Here is a 19,075-nt window from a genome sequence, read left to right as displayed (position 1 = left end):
GTGGTTCATACTTCCGAACAGAAGTAAATTGGCTTGCGATACTCCGGTGGACCCCCCAATTCCCACATCGGCAGTGTCATAGTCCCCGCGCCAAGCCCTGCACGCGGCGCGGGGACCACAAACCGCCCCGGCCCGACTATTCGGCCAGGAACCAGAAGTACGACAGGAATACCGCCATCAGCACCCACATCACGGGATGCACTTCGCGCCAGCGTCGCTTGGCCACCATGACGATCGGGTAGAACAACAGGCCCATGGCAATGCCGTTCGCGATCGAATAGGTCAGCGGCATCATGATGACGGTGATGAACGCCGGAACCGCGTATTCCAAACGGCTCCAGTCGATATCGCCGAGCGCGCGCGACATCAGCACGCCGACCACGATGAGCGCCGGAGCCGTCACCGACGGCACATCGGCGACGACCGCGAACAGCGGGAACAGGAACATGGCGAGCAGGAACCAGCCCGCCGTGGACACCGCGGTCAAACCGGTGCGCCCGCCCGCCGAAACACCCGCCGTGGATTCGACGTACGCGGTGGTGGTGGAGGTGCCGATGATCGCGCCGGCCGCGGTGCCGACCGAATCGGCGGCCAGCGCCTGCCCGGCGCGCTCCAGCTTGCCCTCCTTGGTGAGCAGCCCGGCCTGATTGGCCACACCGATCAAGGTGCCGGAGGCGTCGAAGAAGTCGACGAACAGCATGGTGAGCACCACGATGATCATCTGCCCGGTGAACGCGTCCGGCAGATGGATGACGGCCTGGCCGAAGGTCTTGTCCAGCCCGTGCGGCAGTGCCGCAATGGAATTCGGCAGTTCCACCAGACCGCAGACAATGCCCAGGATGGTGGTGGAGAGGATGCCGTAGAGCACCGCGCCGTGCCAGCCGAGCACCAGGAAGACGACCGTCACCAGCAGGCCGAACAGCGCCAATAGCGTTGTGCCCTTGTGGAAGTCGCCCAGGTGCACGAAGGTGGCGTCACTGGCGACCACGATGCCCGCGTTCTTCAGGCCCAAGAAGGCCACGAACATGCCGATACCGGCGCCGACCGCCAGTTTCATCTGCAGCGGGATGGCGTCGATGATCTTCTCGCGGACCTTGGTGATGGCCAGGACGAAGAAGATGATGCCCGAGAGCAAGGTGCCCGAAAGCGCTTCCTGCCACGGGATTCCCATGTTCAGGATGACCGTGTAGGCGAAGAACGCGTTGAGACCCATACCGGGCGCGAGCGCCACCGGATACTTGGCCCAGATGCCCATCACCAGCGTGCCGACGACCGCCGCGACGGCGGTGGCGGTGAAGACCGCCTGCGTCGGCATGCCCTTGTCGCCGAGCACGCCGTGGTCGCCGAGGATGGCCGGGTTGACCGCGAGCACATACGACATGGCCAGGAAGGTGATGGTTCCGGCCATCAGCTCACGCTTGACGGTCGAGCCGTGTTCGCTGATGCCGAAGTACGCGTCGATGCGCCCCTTGGTGCGCGTGCGGACGTCGGTGCTCATGAGTGTGTGGTCTCCAGTCGACAGGAGGGCAGAGTGGTGCCATGGCACCGTACTTGTCCCGTTCGCCGGATGTTCAACCGGCCCGGCGAATCGTGGGCAATCGCACCTGCCTCACCGTTGTTTTTCCAGTGGCGTAAGCGCAATTACAGGGCAAATAAAATTACTACTCACCGGTAATACGAAAAGCTTGCGCACGACTGTCTGAGACGTTACAAATGCGTAATCCGGGGGTGAGGGATTCGAACCGGCGGACGAGAAGTGCAAATGCGTGGTTACCGATGTCATCGACGCGATCGCCGAGTTCGCGATCAGTCGCAAATCACTCTGGGATGTGCTCGTCGAGCCGCAGTCCTACCCCCGGCTCTTTCGCGGTATCGGCGCCTGTGAGGAACGTGACGCCGCCGCGGAATACCCGACTCTGACGCTGCGGGTCGGCGGCGTAGGACAGGAAGTCCGCACGCTCGAGGTACAGATGCGCCTGGGCCGCGAATACGAGAGCTTCGAACTGCATTGCGCCGCCACCGGCAGTTTCGCCGCCGTACGGCTGCGCGAGGCCGGCGATAAGACCCGGGTGTCCGTCACGTATTTCAAAGCGGCGCTGGTGCATCCGCTGGCGGCGCAGCTGCCCAACGCCGCGGCGGTGTCCTGGACGCACGCCGGGCTCAAGCGCGCGGCCGAACTGGTCACCGGCGCGCCGACCGCCGTCATCGTCAATGGCGAGGACTCGCCGATGAAGTTGCAGGCGGGCGTCGCCAGACAGATGGTGGCCTCCGGGGTGGTGCGCACCTATCGGCCCGATGTAGGGCTGAAACAGATTGGCAGCCTGGCCAAATGGGGGTTCAGCCTGGCGGGCGGGTACGCGGCCGCGGCGGCGCACTCCCCCGACCGGCTCGCCGTCCTCGACGATCGGTACTCCAGCACCTTCGATCAATTGCATTCGCGCAGTACCGCTTTGGCGGGCGCGATGGGTGCGCTCGGCTTCGGCACCGGCACCGCGGTCGGACTGCTGTGCCGCAATCACACCGGCATGGTCGAGGCCATGGTGGCCGCGGGCAAATCCGGCGCGGACGCGGTGCTGCTCAATACCGGGCTGCCCGCCCGGCAGATCGAGGAGATCGTGCACCGGCACGCGCTCTCGGCGCTGTTCGTGGACAGTGAGTTCGAGCATCTGGTGCGGTATCTGCCTGCGGATCTGCCGCGCTTCACCACCGATGACCGGCCGCCCGAACCGGGGCGCACCACCATCGAGGACCTCATCTCGATGCGCAATCTGACCGCCAAGAAGCCTTCCCGGCCCGGGCGGCTGATCGTGCTCACCTCCGGGACCAGCGGAACGCCCAAGGGCGCGCGGCGACCGCATCCCAAGGGTTTCGGGACGGTCGCGGCGCTGCTGTCGCGAATCCCGTTCGGCGTCAACGAGACCATGCTGATTCCGTCCCCGCTGTTCCATACCTGGGGGCTGGCGGCGTTGCAGATCTCGACGGCCATTCGCGCCACCCTGGTGCTGAACGACCGCTTCGACGCCGAGGACTGTCTGCGGCGGATCGCCGAGCATCGGGTGACCGCGCTGATCGTGGTGCCGATCATGGTGAACCGCATCCTCGATCTGCCCGAGCACGTGCGGGCGCGGTATGACCTGTCCAGTCTGAAAGTGGTCGCCAGTTGCGGGGCTCCGATCGCGGGCGCGACCGTACTGCGATTCCTGGACACCTTCGGGGACATCCTCTACAACGTGTACGGCTCCACCGAGGTGTCCTGGGCCAGCATCGCCGATCCGGCCGATCTGCGCATGTCCCCGACCACCGCCGGACGGCCGCCACTCGGCACGAAAATCGGTGTGCTGGGACCGGATCAGCGGATTCTGCCGGTCGGCGCGACCGGCCGGATCTTCGTCGGCAATCACATGCTCTTCGACGGCTACACCGACGCCACCCCGCCCGCCGAGGCGCACGGCATGCTCGACACCGGCGATGTGGGTTATCTGGACGCCTCCGGGAAACTTTTCGTGGCCGGGCGTGATGACGAGATGATCATCTCCGGCGGTGAGAACGTCTTCCCGCGCTCGGTGGAGGAGGCGCTCTCGCACCTGCCGCAGGTGAGCGAGGTCGCGGTGGTGGGCGTGCCGGATCACGAATTCGGCCAGCGGCTGGCGGCTTTCGTGGTCAAACGGCCCGGCTCCGGACTCGATTCGGAGATGGTGCGCAACTACATTCGGCACCGGGTCAGCCGATTCTCGGTGCCCCGCGATGTGACCTTCCTGGACGCGCTGCCGCGCAACGCGACCGGGAAGATCCTCAAACGCACACTGGGACAGGCGACTTAGGACCCCGAGGGGACTAGGGGCTCGGGGTAGCCACCAGGCCGACCTCCGACTCCGACGCCAACAGCGGGTGGCTCGGGAGCACGCGAATCGTGTAGCCGACCGCGCCGGACAGCGGCACCGGGGTTTCGATGGTGAAAACCTCTGTGCCCGAGTCCGTTCCGGTGTGGGTCATGGGCATGGTGTGCACATCGGTGAGGTCGTCGGCGGTCGAGACCCGGCCCAGCACCGCCTGCACGCTGACATCGGCGGGCGTCAGGCCACCCAGATCGATGCGGGCGCGCAGGGCCAGATCCGCGCCGATGACCGGGATATCCGGCAGACCGGAACTGTCCACCTGCACGACTCGGACTGTCGGCCAGGCGGATTCGATGCGGCGGCGGTATTCGGACAGGTCCCGCGCGCCCTTGAAATCGTTCTGCGACACCGCCGTATAGGCCGCGGCGGCGGGTGTGTAGTAGTCGACGGCGTAATCGCGGACCATGCGCGAGGCCAGCACCTTGGGGCCGAGCGTCTGGAGCGTATGGCGCACCATTTCCATCCAGCGCACCGGCAGATCATCGTGATCGCGATCGTAGAAGCGCGGCAGCACAGCGCGTTCCAGCAATTCGTAGAGCGCGGAGGCTTCCAGATCATCGCGCCGGTGGTCATCGCGCACACCGTCGGCGGTGGGGATGGCCCAGCCGTTCTCACCGTCGTACATCTCATCCCACCAGCCGTCGCGGATGGAGAGGTTGAGCCCGCCGTTGAGCGCCGACTTCATACCGGAGGTGCCGCAGGCTTCCAGCGGCCGCAGCGGATTGTTCAGCCACACATCGCATCCCCAGTACAGGTACCGGGCCATGGACATGTCGTAGTTGGGCAGGAAGACGATGCGGTGCCGGACCTCCGGATCGTCGGCGAACCGCACGATCTGCTGGATGAGCGCCTTACCGCCGTCATCGGCCGGATGCGATTTACCGGCGACGACCAGCTGCACCGGGCGTTCGGGGTCCAGGAGCAAGGCGCGCAGGCGATCCGGATCACGCAGCATCAGGGTGAGCCGCTTGTAGGTGGGCACCCGGCGGGCGAAGCCGACGGTCAGCACCTTGGGATCGAAGACGTCGTCGATCCAGCCCAGTTCGGCCGGGGCCGCGCCGCGCTCCAGCCAGGACGCGTGCACCCGGCGGCGCACCTCGTCGACGAGGATGCCGCGCAAGGCGTTCCGGGTCGACCACAGCTCGCGCAGGTCCACATCGCAGAGCCGTTCCCAGCCGCGCGCCTCCTCGACGAGTTCATCGCCGATGAGTTCGCGCGCCTTGTCGATCCATTCGCGCGCCGCCCAGGTCGGCGCGTGCACGCCATTGGTGACCGAGCCGATCGGCACCTCGGACGCGTCGAAGCCCGGCCACAGCGGCGCGAACATATCGCGGCTCACCTCACCGTGCAGTTTCGATACGCCGTTGGCGCGCTGGGCCAGTCGCAATCCCAGGTGCGCCATATTGAAGACCGACGGATCGGCCTCACGGCCCATGGCGAGAATGCGATCCACCGAAACACCCGGCAGCACAAGCGATTCCCGCTCACCGTGCGCGCCGCCGAAGTAGCGCCGCACCAGCGCGCCCGCGAACCGGTCGATACCGGCCGGGACCGGAGTGTGCGTGGTGAAGACGGTTCCGGCCCGCACCGCGGTCAGCGCGGCGTCGAAATCCATTCCGGCGACCATGAATTCGCGAATGCGCTCGATGCCGAGGAAACCCGCGTGGCCCTCGTTCATATGGAACACATCGGGATCGGGCAGCCCGTACGCGCGCGTGTAGGCGCGCACCGCCCGCACGCCGCCGATACCGGCCAGGATCTCCTGTTTGATGCGGTGATCCTGATCGCCGCCGTACAGCCGGTCGGTGACCGCGCGCAGTTCCGGATCATTGTCGGCGATATCGGAATCCAGGAGCAGCAGCGGAATTCGCCCCACCTGCGCGATCCACACCCGCACCCGCAAGACCCGGCCCTCGGGCATGGCCACGTGAATCAGCACCGGCGCGCCGCCGTCGGTGAGCAGTCGCAGCGGCAGGCCCTGCGGGTCCAGTGCCGGATAGTGCTCGGACTGCCAGCCGTCGGCGGTCAGCGACTGCCGGAAGTATCCGGACCGGTACAGCAGCCCGACGCCGATGAGCGGCAGACCCAGATCGGACGCGGCCTTGAGATGGTCGCCCGCGAGGATCCCGAGTCCGCCCGAATAGTTCGGCAGCACCTCGGTGACGCCGAACTCCATCGAGAAGTAGGCGATACCCTTCGGCCCCTGCTCCTGCCGCTGGAACCAGCGCGGGCGAGCCAGATAGTCGGCGAGATCGGCGGCGGCGGCGTCCACGCGCCGGGTGTACGCCTCATCCGCCGCCAGCTCGTCGAGCCGTTCGGCGGGCACCTCCCCGAGCATGCGCACCGGATCGCGCCCGACCTCCACCCACAGGGCGGGATCGAGTGCGGCGAACACATCCTGCGTGGGACCGTGCCAGGACCATCGCAGATTGGTCGCCAGCTCGGTCAGCGCGGAGAGCCGCTCGGGCAGATGGGCGCGGACGGTGAAACGACGCAATGCCTTCACGGTGTCTATTTTGCCTCCGCTTCGCTCCGGCGGGTTCGCGGCCCCCTAAGCCCCATTTCTTCCCTCCCTCCGCTCCTCCGCTTCGCTCCCCCGCTGCACTCAGTCCAGAAATGGGGCGGGCCGCGAATACCGGGCATGTGTATTACGCACAACCCAGCCGATGGCATTCCGGTGGCAACCGATAACGTGTTCTCATGAGCGAGCAGCAGGTCGAGACACCTCCGTCCCAGGAGCACCATGAGGGCGGATTCCGGCCGATCGCGGAACTGGGCCGGGACAACAGCAGGGGCGGCGCCCACTACGGCGAATTCATCGAGCAGGTGCGCGGCCTGATGGACCGGGTGCGCCTGGCCAGCCCGACCGATGAGATCGCCCTCGAAGCCATCGCCGAGCTGAAGAAGCTCAATGAGCGTCTCGACGAGGTCGTCACCGATGAATGGTCCGCGCCCAGCTGGCATCGCACCGATCTGCCCTCGCGCGGCAATCTCACCCTGCCGCCGTACCTGGTGGATCAGGCCGACCGCGAAGGCGTACGGGCGCGAATCAGCTTCCGCACCTTCCATCTCGGCGGTAACGGCGCGGCGCACGGCGGGCATATCGCCCTCGGCTTCGACGATCTGCTCGGCATGACCGCGGCCGTGCACACCCGCGCCGTCACCCGCACCGCGTACCTGCACGTCGACTACCGCTCCATCACCCCGCTGAACACCGAACTCGCGGTGCACGGCTGGGTCGAGCGAGTGGAGGGCCGCAAGGTCTTCGTCCGCGCCACCCTGCACGACGGTGAGCGCCTGTGCGCCGAAGCCAACGGCCTGTTCCTCATGCTCAAGCCGGGCCAGCAGTAGCCACATACGCGCGTCGCGGCGGCGACACCTCGGCGGCGGGACATCACGCGGGCACGGCACCCGGTAAGTTCGGACGGGTGACCGGCCGCATCGCCATCGATGACACCGCCCCCGCGATACCCGGCGGTCGGCCGGCGAAGGCCGTCGTCGGGGAGGTGTTCCCGGTGCGCACCGTGGTGTGGCGCGAGGGGCACGACGCCGTGGCCGCCACCCTCGCGGTGAAAGCGCCCGGATCCTCCCGGTCGCAGCGCATCCGCATGACGCCGGACTATCAGCCCGATGTCTTCAATGCCGTCTTCACACCCGGGAAACCGGGACTGTGGACCTATCGCATCGAAGGCTGGAGCGATCCCATCGCCACCTGGCGCTCGGCCGTCGAGGCGAAACTCGCGGTCGGGCAGACCGCGATCGATCTCGCCAATGATCTGGAAATCGGTGCGCGCCTGCTGGAACGGGCCGCGCAGGCGGTGCCGAAGAAGCAGTGGGAGGCATTGCGCGCGGCGGCCGCCGCACTGCGCGGCGATGCCCAGTTGCCCGCGCGGGTCGGCCCGGCGTTCAGCGCCGAAGTGAGCGAAATCCTGCGCGCCACACCGCTTCGCGAACTGGTGACACAGGGGCCGCAGTTCGCCGTGCTGGTGGAACGACAGCGCGCGCTGTACGGGGCCTGGTACGAATTCTTCCCGCGCTCCACCGGCGGCCGCGATGCCGACGGCAAGCCCGTGCACGGCACCTTCGCCACCGCCGCCAAAGATCTGCCGCGCATCGCCGCCATGGGATTCGATGTGGTGTACCTGCCGCCGATCCACCCCATCGGCACGGTGAATCGCAAGGGGCGCAACAACTCCCTCACCGCCGAACCCGGCGATGTGGGTTCGCCGTGGGCCATCGGCTCCGCCGCGGGCGGGCACGACGCCATCCACCCGGCCCTGGGCGATGAAGCGGATTTCAGCGAATTCGTGGAATCGGCAAGGGAATTGGGGATGGAGGTGGCCCTGGACCTGGCGCTGCAGTGCGCGCCGGATCACCCTTGGGTGACCGCGCATCCGGAATGGTTCACCAGCCTGCCGGACGGCACCATCGCCTTCGCGGAGAACCCGCCCAAGAAGTACCAGGACATCTACCCGGTCAATTTCGACAATGATCCGGACGGCCTGTACGCCGAGGTGCTGCGCGTGGTCCGGCACTGGATCAGCCTGGGCGTCACCATCTTCCGCGTCGACAATCCGCACACCAAGCCCGCCGACTTCTGGGAGTGGCTGATCGCGCAGGTGCGGCGCACGCATCCGGAGATCATCTTCCTGTCCGAGGCGTTCACCCGCCCCGCCCGGCTCTACGGCCTGGCCCGGCGCGGCTTCACCCAGTCCTACACGTATTTCACCTGGCGGGTGCACAAGCACGAATTCGAGGAATTCGGCAGGGAATTGGCGGCCAAAGCCGATGAGGCCCGGCCCAACCTGTTCGTGAACACCCCCGACATCCTGCACGAGACCCTCCAGCACGGCGGGCCGGGCATGTTCGCCATTCGCGCCGTGCTGGCCGCCACCCTCGGGCCCACCTGGGGCGTGTACTCGGGCTTCGAACTCTTCGAACATCAAGCGGCACAACCCGGTAGCGAGGAATACCTCGACTCCGAGAAGTACGAACTGCGGCCCCGCCCGTACGCCGAGGCGGCCGCGCGCGGGGAATCCCTCGAACCGTGGATCACCCGGCTCAACGAGATCCGGCGCGCGCATCCGGCCCTGCAACAGCTGCGCTGCATCCACTTCCACGGCACGGACAGCGATGCGCTGCTTGCCTTCTCGAAGTTCGATCCGAGCACCGGTGACGCCGTCCTGGTGGTGGTGAACCTGAACCCGTACGGTCCCGAACAGGGCCACATCTCGCTCGATCTGCCCGCCATCGGCCGCGAATGGCATGACCGCCCGGTGGTGTACGACGAGATCAGCGGCGAGGAATACCACTGGGGCCAGCACAATTTCGTGCGCCTGGACCCCGCGCGCGCGGTCGCGCACATTCTCGTGCTGCCACCGGTCCCCGCCGCCGCCCGCACCGAACTCGCGTATCGAAGAAACTTCTGATGAACCGGCGCGATCTGCTGCTGCTCGCCGCCGGAACGCATCCCGATCCGCACACCGTGCTCGGCGCACACCCGCATCCGGACGGCACCGTCATCCGGGTGCTGCGGCCGCACGCGGAGACGGTGGCGGCGCGCATCGGGGCGGACGATCATCCGCTCGAACATCTCGAACACGGGATATTCGAAGGCACCGTGCCGTTTCCGGAACTGTGGGACTACCGCATCGTCACGTCGTATCCGGGCGGCCGCACCGTCATCGACGCAGACGGTTACCGCTTCCTGCCCGGCCTCGGCGAGCTCGACCTGCACCTGCTCGGCGAGGGACGGCACGAACGGCTCTGGGATGTGCTCGGCGCGCACCCCCGGCGCTACACCACCCTCGACGGCGAGGTGACCGGCACCGCCTTCGCGGTGTGGGCGCCGAACGCGCGCGGGGTCGCGGTCATCGGCGATTTCGACGGATGGAGCGGGCATACCGCGCCCATGCGCCGACTCGGCGGTTCCGGTGTGTGGGAGGTGTTCCTGCCCGGGGTCGAGGCCGGGGCCAAATACAAATACCGGGTGCACGGGGCCGACGGGCGCATCGTCGACCACGCCGACCCCTTCGCCTTCGCCACCGAGGTGCCGCCCGCCACCGCGTCCATCGTCACCGAGAGTTCCTATACCTGGGACGACGGCGAATGGTTGCGCACCCGCGAGGCGCACGATCCCACCCGCTCCCCCATGAGCGCCTACGAGGTGCACCTGGGCTCCTGGCGGCCCGGGCTCGGCTATCGCGAACTGGCCGAACAACTCGCCGAATACGTTGCCGCCCAGGGCTTCACCCATATCGAACTGCTGCCGATCGCCGAACATCCCTTCGGGGGATCGTGGGGGTACCAGGTCACCTCGTACTACGCGCCCACCGCCCGGTTCGGCAGTCCGGACGACTTCCGCTGGTTCGTGGATCACCTGCACCGCAAGGGAATCGGCGTGCTACTGGACTGGGTGCCCGCGCACTTCCCGCGCGACGAATGGGCTCTCGCACGCTTCGACGGCACCGCCCTGTACGAACATCCCGACCCCCGGCGCGGTGAGCAACTCGACTGGGGCACCTACGTTTTCGACTTCGGCCGGCACGAGGTGCGGAACTTCCTGGTCGCCAACGCCCGCTACTGGATCGAGGAATTCCACATCGACGGGCTGCGGGTGGACGCGGTCGCCTCCATGCTCTACCTCGACTACTCGCGCCCCGACTGGGAGCCGAATATCCACGGCGGCCGCGAGAACCTGGAAGCCGTCGCGTTCCTGCAGGAAATGAACGCGACCGTGCACAAGCACCATCCGGGCGTGGTCACCATCGCCGAGGAATCCACCACCTGGCCCGGCGTCACCCGCCCCACCGAAGTCGGCGGCCTCGGCTTCACCATGAAATGGAATATGGGCTGGATGCACGACACCCTCGGATATCTGAAACATGATCCCGTGCACCGCACCTGGCACCACAACGAGATCACCTTCTCGCTCACCTACGCCTGGAGCGAGAACTACGTGCTGCCCATCAGCCACGACGAAGTGGTGCACGGCAAGGGCACGCTGTGGACCCGCATGCCCGGCGACGACTTCACCAAGGCCAGCGGCGTGCGCGCGCTGCTCGCCTACATGTGGGCGCATCCCGGTAAACAGTTGCTCTTCATGGGACAGGAATTCGGGCAGTTCCGCGAATGGGATCACGACCGCGGACTGGACTGGTACGAACTGGAAAACCCACTGCACCAAGGCATTCACACCCTGGTACGGGATCTGAACCAGCGCTATCGGGCCACGCCCGCGCTGTGGAGCCAGGACACCTCCCCCGGCGGCTACTCCTGGATCGACGCCGACGATCGCGCCAACAACGTGCTGTCCTTCCTGCGCTACGGCGCGGACGGATCGATCCTGGCCTGCGTCTACAACTTCTCCGGGACCGAACATCGCGACTATCGCATCGGCCTGCCCGGCACCGGTGCGTGGCGCGAGGTCCTCAATACCGATGCGATCGCGTACGGCGGCAATGGAATCGGGAATCTGGGCGCGGTCACCGCGACCGCCGAGACCTGGCACGGCCGCCCGGCGTCCGCGGTCATCACGCTGCCGCCCAGTAGCGGGCTGTGGCTGGTGCCGACCGCGCCGCCCGCCGACTCAGTGCGGCCAGCTCGGCGAACGGCCCAGCACCGCGAGGACCTGATCGAGCCCTGACCCGTCCGGCAGGATGATCTCCGGGGCGAAGGACGCGCCCGGCTGGGTGCGCACCTCACCGCCCGGCACCGCCTGCGCGACCAGCAGCGCCGCCGCCAGCACATCGGCGTCGAAGTCGACGGTCAGGTCCAAAGCCCTTGCCACATCCCAGGAATGCACCACGTAGTCCACGAAATGGAAGCTGACCGCGAGCGCGCCGGGAATGACGATGCCGTCCCGGATCTCGGGTAGCGGGAAGCTCCGCTCCAGTGCGCCGGGGACGGCGAACGCGGCCAGTACGTGCTCGGCCGCGGCACGGTACTCCGCGATCGGATCCGCGCCGAGCGGGATCGGCTTCCAGAGCGCGAGGTCACCCTCGCCCCGGGAGGCCGCGGCGAAGCCGTAATGCTGAATGATCAGGTGTTCCAACAGATCCCGCAATGCCCAGCCCGCGCACGGGGTGGGGGCGTCGAGGTCGGCGATGGACAGTTGCGAGACCACATCGACGCTGGTGCGCACCGCGCGGGCATCGAGGGACAGCAGTTCTGGTCCGGCCGCGAGCAGTTCGTCGTATGTTTCAATCATAAGCATCAGCTTACTAATTTTTCCGGACTTGGCCAGCCCATAGCCGGACCACCCCGCGGGGTCAACCCCGCAGAAGTGCGGGCATCCGGAACGCGTTACAGAATTCCATGCCCCGAACTATTCGGGCTGCCGAATCATGTTGCGCTGTAGTGGACTTGGCGAGGCGGCGCCGCCAACTATTCGCAAACCTTTGAAGAGGAATGAATCTGCATGAAGAAGCTCGGAACTGCCATGCTCATCGGTGCCGCCGCGACCGCCATCATCGGCTCCGGCGCGGGCATGGCCTCCGCTGAGGCCCCCGTGGTCTCCGCCTCCCCCGTGGTCGCCCCGGGCGAGCCGGATCCCACCGGCACCACCGGCTCCTCCTCGCTGCTCCCCAAGCTGCTGGAGACGCTGACCGGCAGCCTCGGCAGCAAGCCCGCCACCGACCCGGCCAAGTAGTAGCGCCGCTCCCCGGCGACCCTACGGCCGGGGATAGCGCACCACGGTGAAAACGACCGCGCCCCCGCCGATTCGGCGGGGGCGCGGTTGCGTTGTACGGGAATCAGTGTTGTACGGGAATCAGTACAGGGCGGCGGCCAGCTTGCGGCGCGCCGCCATCACGATCGGCTCGGCCGGATCGAACAGCTCGAACAACTCCAGCAAATGCGTGCGCACCCGGGTGCGGTCATCACCGGCGGTGCGCTTGATCAGGCCGATCAGGCGATCGAACGCCGCCTCCGGCTTCTGATTGAACATCTCCAGATCCGAGGCGGCCAGCGCCGCGTCCAGATCCGCCGGATCGGCCTCGGCCTTGGCGATCGCGCCCGGATCGATCTCCTGCACGCGCGCGATGAACTGCACCTGGCGCAGCGCGGCCTTGGCCTCGGCATTGCCCGGCTCGGCATTCAGAATCGCCTTGTACGCGGCCTCCGCGGTCGCGAAATCGCTACGCTCCAAAGCCTCTTCGGCCGCCACGAAACGCGGATCCTCCGGCTCCTCGGCCACACCTTCACCCTCGCCGACACCGGGCAGCTTGCCGCGCACCGCGTCCACCACCGCATCGAGCCACTGCCGCACCTGCGCCTCGGGCTGATTACCGGTGAAATCCGCGAGCGGCTGACCGGCGGCCACCGCCACCACGGTCGGAATGCCCTGTACGCCGAACGCCTGCGCGATCCGCATATTGGCCTCGGCCTCGATGGTGGCGAGCTCCCACTCACCACCGTTACCGGCGACCAATTGCTCCAGCAGCTTCACCAATTCGATGCTGCCCGGGGAACGCTGCGAATACAGCGCCACCACCACCGGCACCTGGGTGGAGCGGCGCAGCACCTTGGTCTCGAAATCGGCCTCGGTGACGGCGTGCCCCGCGGGCACATCCGTCACCGGCTGCTGCTTCAAGCTGGACAGGTCCACCGCGCCGGACATAGCGGCGGCAGCGGCGGCTGAGGGGCGTCGCGCGGGTCGAGTCACGACTACAAGTCTGTCACGAACGCGCGGCGGCGGGTGCCGCAGCCTCACTCAATTCCCCGAGTTGACCGGTACGGATCGCCCAGCGCTCGAAGAACACCGAAGCGAAAGGCACCACGGTGGAGGCCAATCCGAGGATCGTGGTCTTGGCGGGCCATTCGAACTCGCGCGAGGCCAGCAGCACGCTGATCGCGAATCCGACGAAAATCGCCCCGTGCAGCATGCCGAAAACCATCACCGGCCACGTGATCGGCCCATCGGCGATACCCAGCGCGTCCGCGCGCTTGAGCACCGACCCGAGCAGCAGTAGCGCCCAGCTGGGGGCCTCCAGAATTCCGAAGAACCGAACCCGCTTAGCGACCGTGCTCAGGTCGAAGAAGTCACCCATGGCGTCCATTGTGCCGGACCGCTACGACGACCCGTAGTGGAGATGGGTCACACCCCCGCCTGCGGCGGAAGGGAAAGGGGAATGCGGGGCTTCCCCCGCAAACCCCCTTCGATGAGTGGGTCCTACGGGACGCGGATGATGAGGGCGTCGCCCTGGCCGCCGCCACCGCAGAGGGCGGCCGCGCCGATGCCGCCGCCGCGGCGCTTCAGTTCGAGGGCCAGGTGCAGGACGATGCGGGCGCCGGACATGCCGAGGGGGTGGCCCACGGCGATCGCGCCGCCGTTGACGTTGACCTTCTCCGGGTCGATGCCGAGCTTGCGGGTGGAGGCGACGCCGACCGCCGCGAACGCCTCGTTGATTTCGACCAAGTCCAGATCGGTGGGCGAAATGCCTTCGCGGGCACAGGCTTTGATGATCGCGTTGGCGGGCTGATCCTGCAGGGTGGAATCCGGGCCGGCGACCACACCGGCGGAGCCGATCTCGGCGATCCAGGACAGGCCCAGGGATTCGGCCTTCTCCTTGCTCATCACCACGACCGCGGCCGCGCCATCGGAGATGGGCGAGGCGGAACCGGCGGTGATGGTGCCGTCCTTGCGGAAGGCCGGACGCAGCTTGGACAGCGATTCGACGGTGGTGTCGGCGCGAATGCCCTCATCGGAGGCGAACTGCACCGGATCGCCCTTGCGCTGCGGAATCGCAACGGGCACAACCTCATCGTCGAAGAGGCCGTTCTTCCACGCGGCGGCCGCGCGCTGATGCGAGGCGGCGGCGAACGCGTCCTGCTCCTCGCGGGTGACGGTCTGCACGTCGTTCTGCTGCTCGGTGAGCGCGCCCATCGCCTGATCGGTGAAGATGTCGTGCAGGCCGTCGTACGCCATGTGATCGCGCAGCGTCACGTCGCCGTACTTGAAACCCTCGCGGCTCTTCTCCAGCATGTGCGGTGCGCGGGTCATCGACTCCTGGCCGCCGGCCACCACGATCTCGTACTCACCGGCGCGAATCAGCTGATCCGCCAAGGCAATCGCGTTGATGCCGGACAGGCAGACCTTGTTGATGGTGAGCGCCGGGACATCCATCGGGATACCGGCGGCGACCGCGGCCTGCCGGGCCGGGATCTGGCCCGCGCCCGCGGTGAGCACCTGACCCATGATCACGTAATCGACCTGCTCCGGGGCGACGCCGCCCTTCTCCAGGGCCGCCTTGATGGCGATGCCGCCCAGATCGGAGCCGCTGAAATCCTTCAACGAACCGAGCAGCCGACCCATCGGGGTGCGGGCGCCGGAGACGATGACGGTGGTGGTCACGATAGGCCTCGCTTACGTCGAGTGATGTGGCTCCGCCAACCATCGGAGCCCTACTCAAAGGTAACCCGACCGACCCGGGCGGCCTTCCCCAGGTGCGCGCTACCGTTCGAAGGGTGAGCAACACCGAGAACACCGAATTCATCCCCGCCGAATACATCACCGCCATCGATCATGTCGGTATCGCTGTCCCCGATCTCGATACGGCTGTGGCCTGGTACCGGGACAATCTCGGGATGGTGGAGGCACATCGCGAGATCAACGAGGCGCAGGCCGTGCACGAGGCCATGCTGTCCTATGCGGGCGCACCCGCCGGGACTGTTGCCCTCCAGTTGCTGGCTCCGCTGAACGAGTCCTCCACCATCGCCAAGTTCATCGACCGAAACGGGCCTGGCCTGCAGCAGCTCGCATATCGAGTCACCGATATCGAGGCGGTCTCCGCGTTTCTGCGTTCACGGGGCTTGCGTTTGCTGTACGAAGCCCCACGCGGGGGAACAGCGGGTTCGCGCATCAACTTCATCCACCCGAAGGATGCTGGCGGTGTGCTGGTCGAACTCGTCGAACCGGCGGCGAAAACTACCCACTAGTACCGAGATCAGCGACCCTAAAGAGGCTGTAACAACATTCGCGGTCGGGTCACCATCAGTGGTCACCAGGCTGTAGTTTGTGTGCCATGTCGTCCACTGAGCCCGATCGTAATCGCTTCGTTGCACTGCCCTTTACCGTCGTGCGGAAGGGCTATGACCGTGACGAGGTGCGTAACTACTTCGACCGTTTCGATGCCGAGCTAAGGGTCACCGCGACCGATCGCGATGCCGCCGCAGCCCAGGCGCGCAACCTGGCGGCCCAGCTGGAGGACGCCCGCGACGAGATCGACGAGCTCCGTAAGGAGGTCGACCGCCTCTCCGTGCCGCCGACCACCGCGGAAGGCATGTCGGACCGTATCTCGCGCATGCTGCGTCTGGCCTCCGACGAGGCATCCGAGGTGCGGGCGCAGGCCCAGGCCGAGGCCGCCGAAATGATCTCGATCGCCGAACAGCAGGCGACCGAGATGCGTGGTAAGTACGAATCGCTCCTCTCTGAAACCAAAGAGAAGCGCGAGGCGCTCGAAATCGAATTCGAGCAGACCCTCGCCAATGCCCGTTCCGAGGCCAACAAGATCGTCGAAGCGGCCAACGCCGAAGCCGATCGCCTCACCAAGGAGTCCGAGGCCAAGCGCAAGGCCGCGCAGCAGGACTTCGAGGTCACCATGGCCGAGCGCCGCACCAAGCTCACCCGCGCCATGGAAGAGCTCGAGGCCACCTCGCGCGCCGAGGCCGCCCAGCGCATCAAGGACGCCACCGACGAGGCCAACCGCCTCATCACCTCGGCGACCAACACCGCCGATCGCAAGATCGCGCACGCCAAGGAACTGGCCGAGGAAATGCGCGTCCTGCGCGGTCGCGTGCTGGCCCAGCTGCTCGGCATCCGCGGTCAGCTCGATTCGGTGCCGGCCATGCTCGCCGCCGTCAACCGCGAAAGCGAACTGCTGGACGGCGCTCCCGAACAGCGCTCGCTGAACAAGAGCAGCCGCAAGGCCATCGACACTCGTGACGACGACCTCGTCGACGAAGAGCGCGAGAACGCCGACATCTCCGGCTAGCATCCTCCGCCCGGGCGACACCCGCACACCTGAAGGCCGCTCCCGATCCGGGAGCGGCCTTCCTTATTTCACCGAAACATCCTCGGGGCGCGGTATTCCCGGCGCCTCATTCGAATTGGACGGGACGAAAGCCACGCGGGAGGCTTAGGACCAGCGGCGGGTGATGCCGCGAGTGTGACGGCCCTTCCAGCAACCGGTATGCCAGTGTCTGCGATCGTCCTCGCCGCCGTAGGCGGGCCAGGCCACGATATGCGCTACGCCGGGCGGGATTTCGTGATCGCAGCCCGGGCAGCGGTAGTACTTGGTGGCTCGGGTGCCGGGGATGGTGCGGACCATGTAGGTCTCGTCACCGCCGGGGCCGTCCTCGGTGCGGCCGAAGACGTCACCGAGCGGGCGCCGGTCCGGCTGGGACCGCGCCTGAGCATCCCTGGGGCGAGGTTTCCGGCGGGGCATAACCAACCCTAGAACAGCCGGAATTCGCTGCTGTCGGTGCCGCGTAGGGCGTTGTAGTCCAGTGTCAGGCAACGAATCCCGCGATCGGCGGCCAAGGTTTTGGCCTGCGGCTTGATCTGCTGGGCGGCGAACACACCGGCAACGGGCGCCAGCAGTGGATCGCGGTTGAGCAGCTCCAGATAGCGGGTCAGCTGTTCCACACCGTCGATCTCACCGCGGCGCTTGATCTCCACCGCCACCGTCGCGCCGTCGGCATCGCGGCACAGGATGTCCACCGGGCCGATGGCGGTCATGTACTCGCGGCGAATCAGCGAGTAGCCCGCGCCCAGGGTTTCGATGTGCTCGGCCAGCAACTCCTGCAGATGCGCCTCGACGCCGTCCTTCACCAGACCCGGATCGATGCCCAGCTCATGCTTGGAATCGTGCTCGATCTCCTCGACGGTGATCCGCAATTCCTCGCCGGCCTTATTGGTGACGACCCAAAGCTGTTGCGCCGTTTCGGTATCCGGCTCCCGCTCCTCCAGCCAGCAGGGCGGGCTCATCCAGTTCAGCGGCTTGTAGGAACCGCCGTCCGAATGCACCAGCACCGAACCGTCCGCCTTCACCATGAGCAGGCGGCGGGCCATCGGGAGGTGGGCGGTCAGACGACCGACGTAATCGACCTGGCAACGAGCAATCACAAGGCGCACCCAAGCACTCTAGGGGACGGCCCTTCTCGCGGATTAACCGACCAGCATGATGTACCCGAGCATCGAGGCCGCGGTGAGCAGCCCGCCCTCCCAGGCATTGAGCTTCGGCAGCTCGGTACGACCGCGGCGCAGCACCCGATAACCGGCCAGCAGGCCGATCGAGAACGCCAGCAGGTGACCGACATTGGTGAAGGTGCGGCCCATCGCCACACCGGCGACCGCGACGGCCAGCCAGGTGATGGCCCAGGTCGGCTTCCAGCGCGAGGGAACCAGTGCGATGAAAGCGCCGATCAATGCCATCGCGCCATAGCTGACACCCACATCCGAGACATGGGTGACCTCCACCGGCAGCCAATTCGCCGATACCGCGATCCACAGGCCGAGGGCGACGATGACCGTCGCGCCGACGTGACCGACCACGAAGATGCGCAGCAGGCGCAGCGCGCCGAACTTCATCTCCGCCAGCGCGAGCAGACAGGCCAGCAGCGGAATGATGACCGCGGCGCTCTGCAGATCGTCGATGACGAAGGCACTGGAGAACAGGGTGCCGATACGGCCGTGCAGCAGGTTGTACAGATTCGTGCTGGCGTGCAGCACCACCCGGGTCTGCGTGGCCTCGCTGAGGATGGAGAGCAGTACGGTGACCGAGATGAGCAGGGCCGCATAGCCATAGGTGACCGGCAGGAACAGGCGACGCCAACCCGTACGGGTCGTTGCGACCGGCTCGACGATCACCACGGTGCTCTCCTTCTCCACGACGCTGCCTCCATGATCCATGGCGCCGCTCCGTACAGACTACGAGTTCCTCGAGAACATGCTGTTAAACAACCGAAATTCTCAGAGATCTCTCGCATATCTCAGACAGATCTCGCAACGTTCGCAACTCGGTCGACAAACGAAGTCGACAAACGAAAAAGACCCCCAGCGAATGCTGGGGGTCTTCTCGAATTATGTTCCGGCGGTGTCCTACTCTCCCACACCCTGTCGAGTGCAGTACCATCGGCGCAGGTGGCCTTAGCTTCCGGGTTCGGAATGGGACCGGGCG

At 66.7% G+C, this 19,075-nt stretch carries 16 protein-coding genes and 1 rRNA gene; 7 read left to right on the top strand and 10 right to left on the bottom strand.

The features are described from left to right. Positions 1-136: 136 nt before the first annotated feature. Entirely contained in the window at positions 137-1,498 is a 1,362-nt protein-coding gene (locus AB0L82_RS00085) for an NCS2 family permease (RefSeq protein WP_364628610.1), read from the bottom strand. A gap of 268 nt (positions 1,499-1,766) precedes the next feature. Here AB0L82_RS00085 and AB0L82_RS00080 point away from each other — a divergent pair, with 268 nt between their 5' ends. Next, positions 1,767-3,821, top strand: a complete 2,055-nt coding sequence (locus tag AB0L82_RS00080) for an AMP-binding protein (protein WP_364628607.1) — start codon at positions 1,767-1,769, stop codon at positions 3,819-3,821. A 13-nt stretch (positions 3,822-3,834) separates the two neighbouring features. Here the strand turns inward: AB0L82_RS00080 and glgP are convergent, their stop codons facing one another. Then, positions 3,835-6,402, bottom strand: coding sequence for an alpha-glucan family phosphorylase (gene glgP, locus AB0L82_RS00075; protein WP_364628604.1), 2,568 nt, complete (start codon positions 6,400-6,402; stop codon positions 3,835-3,837). A 194-nt stretch (positions 6,403-6,596) separates the two neighbouring features. On the opposite strand from glgP, the gene AB0L82_RS00070 reads away from it, so the two are divergent. The 3 genes from AB0L82_RS00070 (at position 6,597) to glgB (ending at position 11,541) form a co-directional block, all read left to right on the top strand. Beyond that, complete coding sequence (locus AB0L82_RS00070; protein ID WP_364628602.1) at positions 6,597-7,247, top strand: hotdog domain-containing protein; 651 nt, start codon at positions 6,597-6,599, stop codon at positions 7,245-7,247. Positions 7,248-7,324: 77 nt separating this feature from the next. After that, on the top strand, positions 7,325-9,325 hold the full coding sequence (locus tag AB0L82_RS00065; protein ID WP_364628600.1) for an alpha-1,4-glucan--maltose-1-phosphate maltosyltransferase: 2,001 nt from the start codon (positions 7,325-7,327) through the stop codon (positions 9,323-9,325). After that, complete coding sequence (gene glgB, locus AB0L82_RS00060) at positions 9,325-11,541, top strand: 1,4-alpha-glucan branching protein GlgB (RefSeq protein WP_364628597.1); 2,217 nt, start codon at positions 9,325-9,327, stop codon at positions 11,539-11,541. The genes AB0L82_RS00065 and glgB overlap by 1 nt, the downstream gene beginning before the upstream one ends. On the opposite strand, the gene AB0L82_RS00055 is transcribed toward glgB, so the two are convergent. Further along, positions 11,485-12,105, bottom strand: a complete 621-nt coding sequence (locus AB0L82_RS00055) for a TIGR03086 family metal-binding protein (RefSeq protein WP_364628594.1) — start codon at positions 12,103-12,105, stop codon at positions 11,485-11,487. The two genes, glgB and AB0L82_RS00055, sit on opposite strands and share 57 nt — an antisense overlap. A gap of 210 nt (positions 12,106-12,315) precedes the next feature. Here AB0L82_RS00055 and AB0L82_RS00050 point away from each other — a divergent pair, with 210 nt between their 5' ends. After that, on the top strand, positions 12,316-12,546 hold the full coding sequence (locus tag AB0L82_RS00050) for a hypothetical protein (protein WP_364628591.1): 231 nt from the start codon (positions 12,316-12,318) through the stop codon (positions 12,544-12,546). A gap of 120 nt (positions 12,547-12,666) precedes the next feature. Here AB0L82_RS00050 and AB0L82_RS00045 read toward each other — a convergent pair whose 3' ends face one another. The 3 genes from AB0L82_RS00045 to AB0L82_RS00035 form a co-directional block, all read right to left on the bottom strand. Continuing rightward, positions 12,667-13,515 carry a tetratricopeptide repeat protein gene (locus AB0L82_RS00045; protein WP_364632688.1) on the bottom strand — a complete coding sequence of 283 codons (849 nt, stop codon included), beginning with the start codon at positions 13,513-13,515 and terminating at the stop codon, positions 12,667-12,669. 58 nt (positions 13,516-13,573) lie between these two features. Then, positions 13,574-13,945 (bottom strand): DUF3817 domain-containing protein, encoded by a 372-nt coding sequence (locus AB0L82_RS00040; RefSeq protein WP_364628588.1) that lies wholly within the window; start codon positions 13,943-13,945, stop codon positions 13,574-13,576. A 122-nt stretch (positions 13,946-14,067) separates the two neighbouring features. Next, positions 14,068-15,249 carry an acetyl-CoA C-acetyltransferase gene (locus tag AB0L82_RS00035; RefSeq protein WP_364628586.1) on the bottom strand — a complete coding sequence of 394 codons (1,182 nt, stop codon included), beginning with the start codon at positions 15,247-15,249 and terminating at the stop codon, positions 14,068-14,070. 113 nt (positions 15,250-15,362) lie between these two features. Here AB0L82_RS00035 and mce point away from each other — a divergent pair, with 113 nt between their 5' ends. Continuing rightward, a complete protein-coding gene (gene mce / locus AB0L82_RS00030) occupies positions 15,363-15,833 on the top strand; it encodes a methylmalonyl-CoA epimerase (RefSeq protein WP_364628583.1) in 471 nt (156 codons plus the stop codon). Between the two features lie 86 nt (positions 15,834-15,919). Next, positions 15,920-16,888 carry a hypothetical protein gene (locus AB0L82_RS00025; protein ID WP_364632686.1) on the top strand — a complete coding sequence of 323 codons (969 nt, stop codon included), beginning with the start codon at positions 15,920-15,922 and terminating at the stop codon, positions 16,886-16,888. 144 nt (positions 16,889-17,032) lie between these two features. Here AB0L82_RS00025 and AB0L82_RS00020 read toward each other — a convergent pair whose 3' ends face one another. The 4 genes from AB0L82_RS00020 to rrf form a co-directional block, all read right to left on the bottom strand. Continuing rightward, entirely contained in the window at positions 17,033-17,341 is a 309-nt protein-coding gene (locus AB0L82_RS00020; RefSeq protein WP_364628580.1) for an ATP/GTP-binding protein, read from the bottom strand. An 8-nt stretch (positions 17,342-17,349) separates the two neighbouring features. Next, positions 17,350-18,030 (bottom strand): endonuclease NucS, encoded by a 681-nt coding sequence (nucS, locus tag AB0L82_RS00015; RefSeq protein WP_364628577.1) that lies wholly within the window; start codon positions 18,028-18,030, stop codon positions 17,350-17,352. Positions 18,031-18,063: 33 nt separating this feature from the next. Further along, on the bottom strand, positions 18,064-18,807 hold the full coding sequence (locus tag AB0L82_RS00010) for a rhomboid family intramembrane serine protease (RefSeq protein ID WP_364628574.1): 744 nt from the start codon (positions 18,805-18,807) through the stop codon (positions 18,064-18,066). Positions 18,808-18,983: 176 nt separating this feature from the next. Then, a 5S ribosomal RNA gene (gene rrf / locus AB0L82_RS00005) occupies positions 18,984-19,075 on the bottom strand; the annotation flags it as partial.

This window comes from Nocardia sp. NPDC052001 (assembly GCF_040680615.1).
Classification (GTDB): domain Bacteria; phylum Actinomycetota; class Actinomycetes; order Mycobacteriales; family Mycobacteriaceae; genus Nocardia.
This window is presented reverse-complemented; position numbering and strand designations above follow the sequence as displayed.

Excerpts from the sequence above, each read along its gene's own strand:
- AB0L82_RS00040 (WP_364628588.1), bottom strand. The coding sequence starts at position 13,945 with ATGGGTGACTTCTTCGACCTGAGCACGGTCGCTAAGCGGGTTCGGTTC.
- AB0L82_RS00010 (WP_364628574.1), bottom strand. The coding sequence starts at position 18,807 with ATGGATCATGGAGGCAGCGTCGTGGAGAAGGAGAGCACCGTGGTGATC.
- AB0L82_RS00070 (WP_364628602.1), top strand. The coding sequence starts at position 6,597 with ATGAGCGAGCAGCAGGTCGAGACACCTCCGTCCCAGGAGCACCATGAG.
- AB0L82_RS00050 (WP_364628591.1), top strand. The coding sequence starts at position 12,316 with ATGAAGAAGCTCGGAACTGCCATGCTCATCGGTGCCGCCGCGACCGCC.
- AB0L82_RS00020 (WP_364628580.1), bottom strand. The coding sequence starts at position 17,341 with ATGCCCCGCCGGAAACCTCGCCCCAGGGATGCTCAGGCGCGGTCCCAG.
- AB0L82_RS00055 (WP_364628594.1), bottom strand. The coding sequence starts at position 12,105 with ATGATTGAAACATACGACGAACTGCTCGCGGCCGGACCAGAACTGCTG.
- AB0L82_RS00025 (WP_364632686.1), top strand. The coding sequence starts at position 15,920 with ATGTCGTCCACTGAGCCCGATCGTAATCGCTTCGTTGCACTGCCCTTT.
- AB0L82_RS00045 (WP_364632688.1), bottom strand. The coding sequence starts at position 13,515 with ATGTCCGGCGCGGTGGACCTGTCCAGCTTGAAGCAGCAGCCGGTGACG.
- glgB (WP_364628597.1), top strand. The coding sequence starts at position 9,325 with ATGAACCGGCGCGATCTGCTGCTGCTCGCCGCCGGAACGCATCCCGAT.
- AB0L82_RS00085 (WP_364628610.1), bottom strand. The coding sequence starts at position 1,498 with ATGAGCACCGACGTCCGCACGCGCACCAAGGGGCGCATCGACGCGTAC.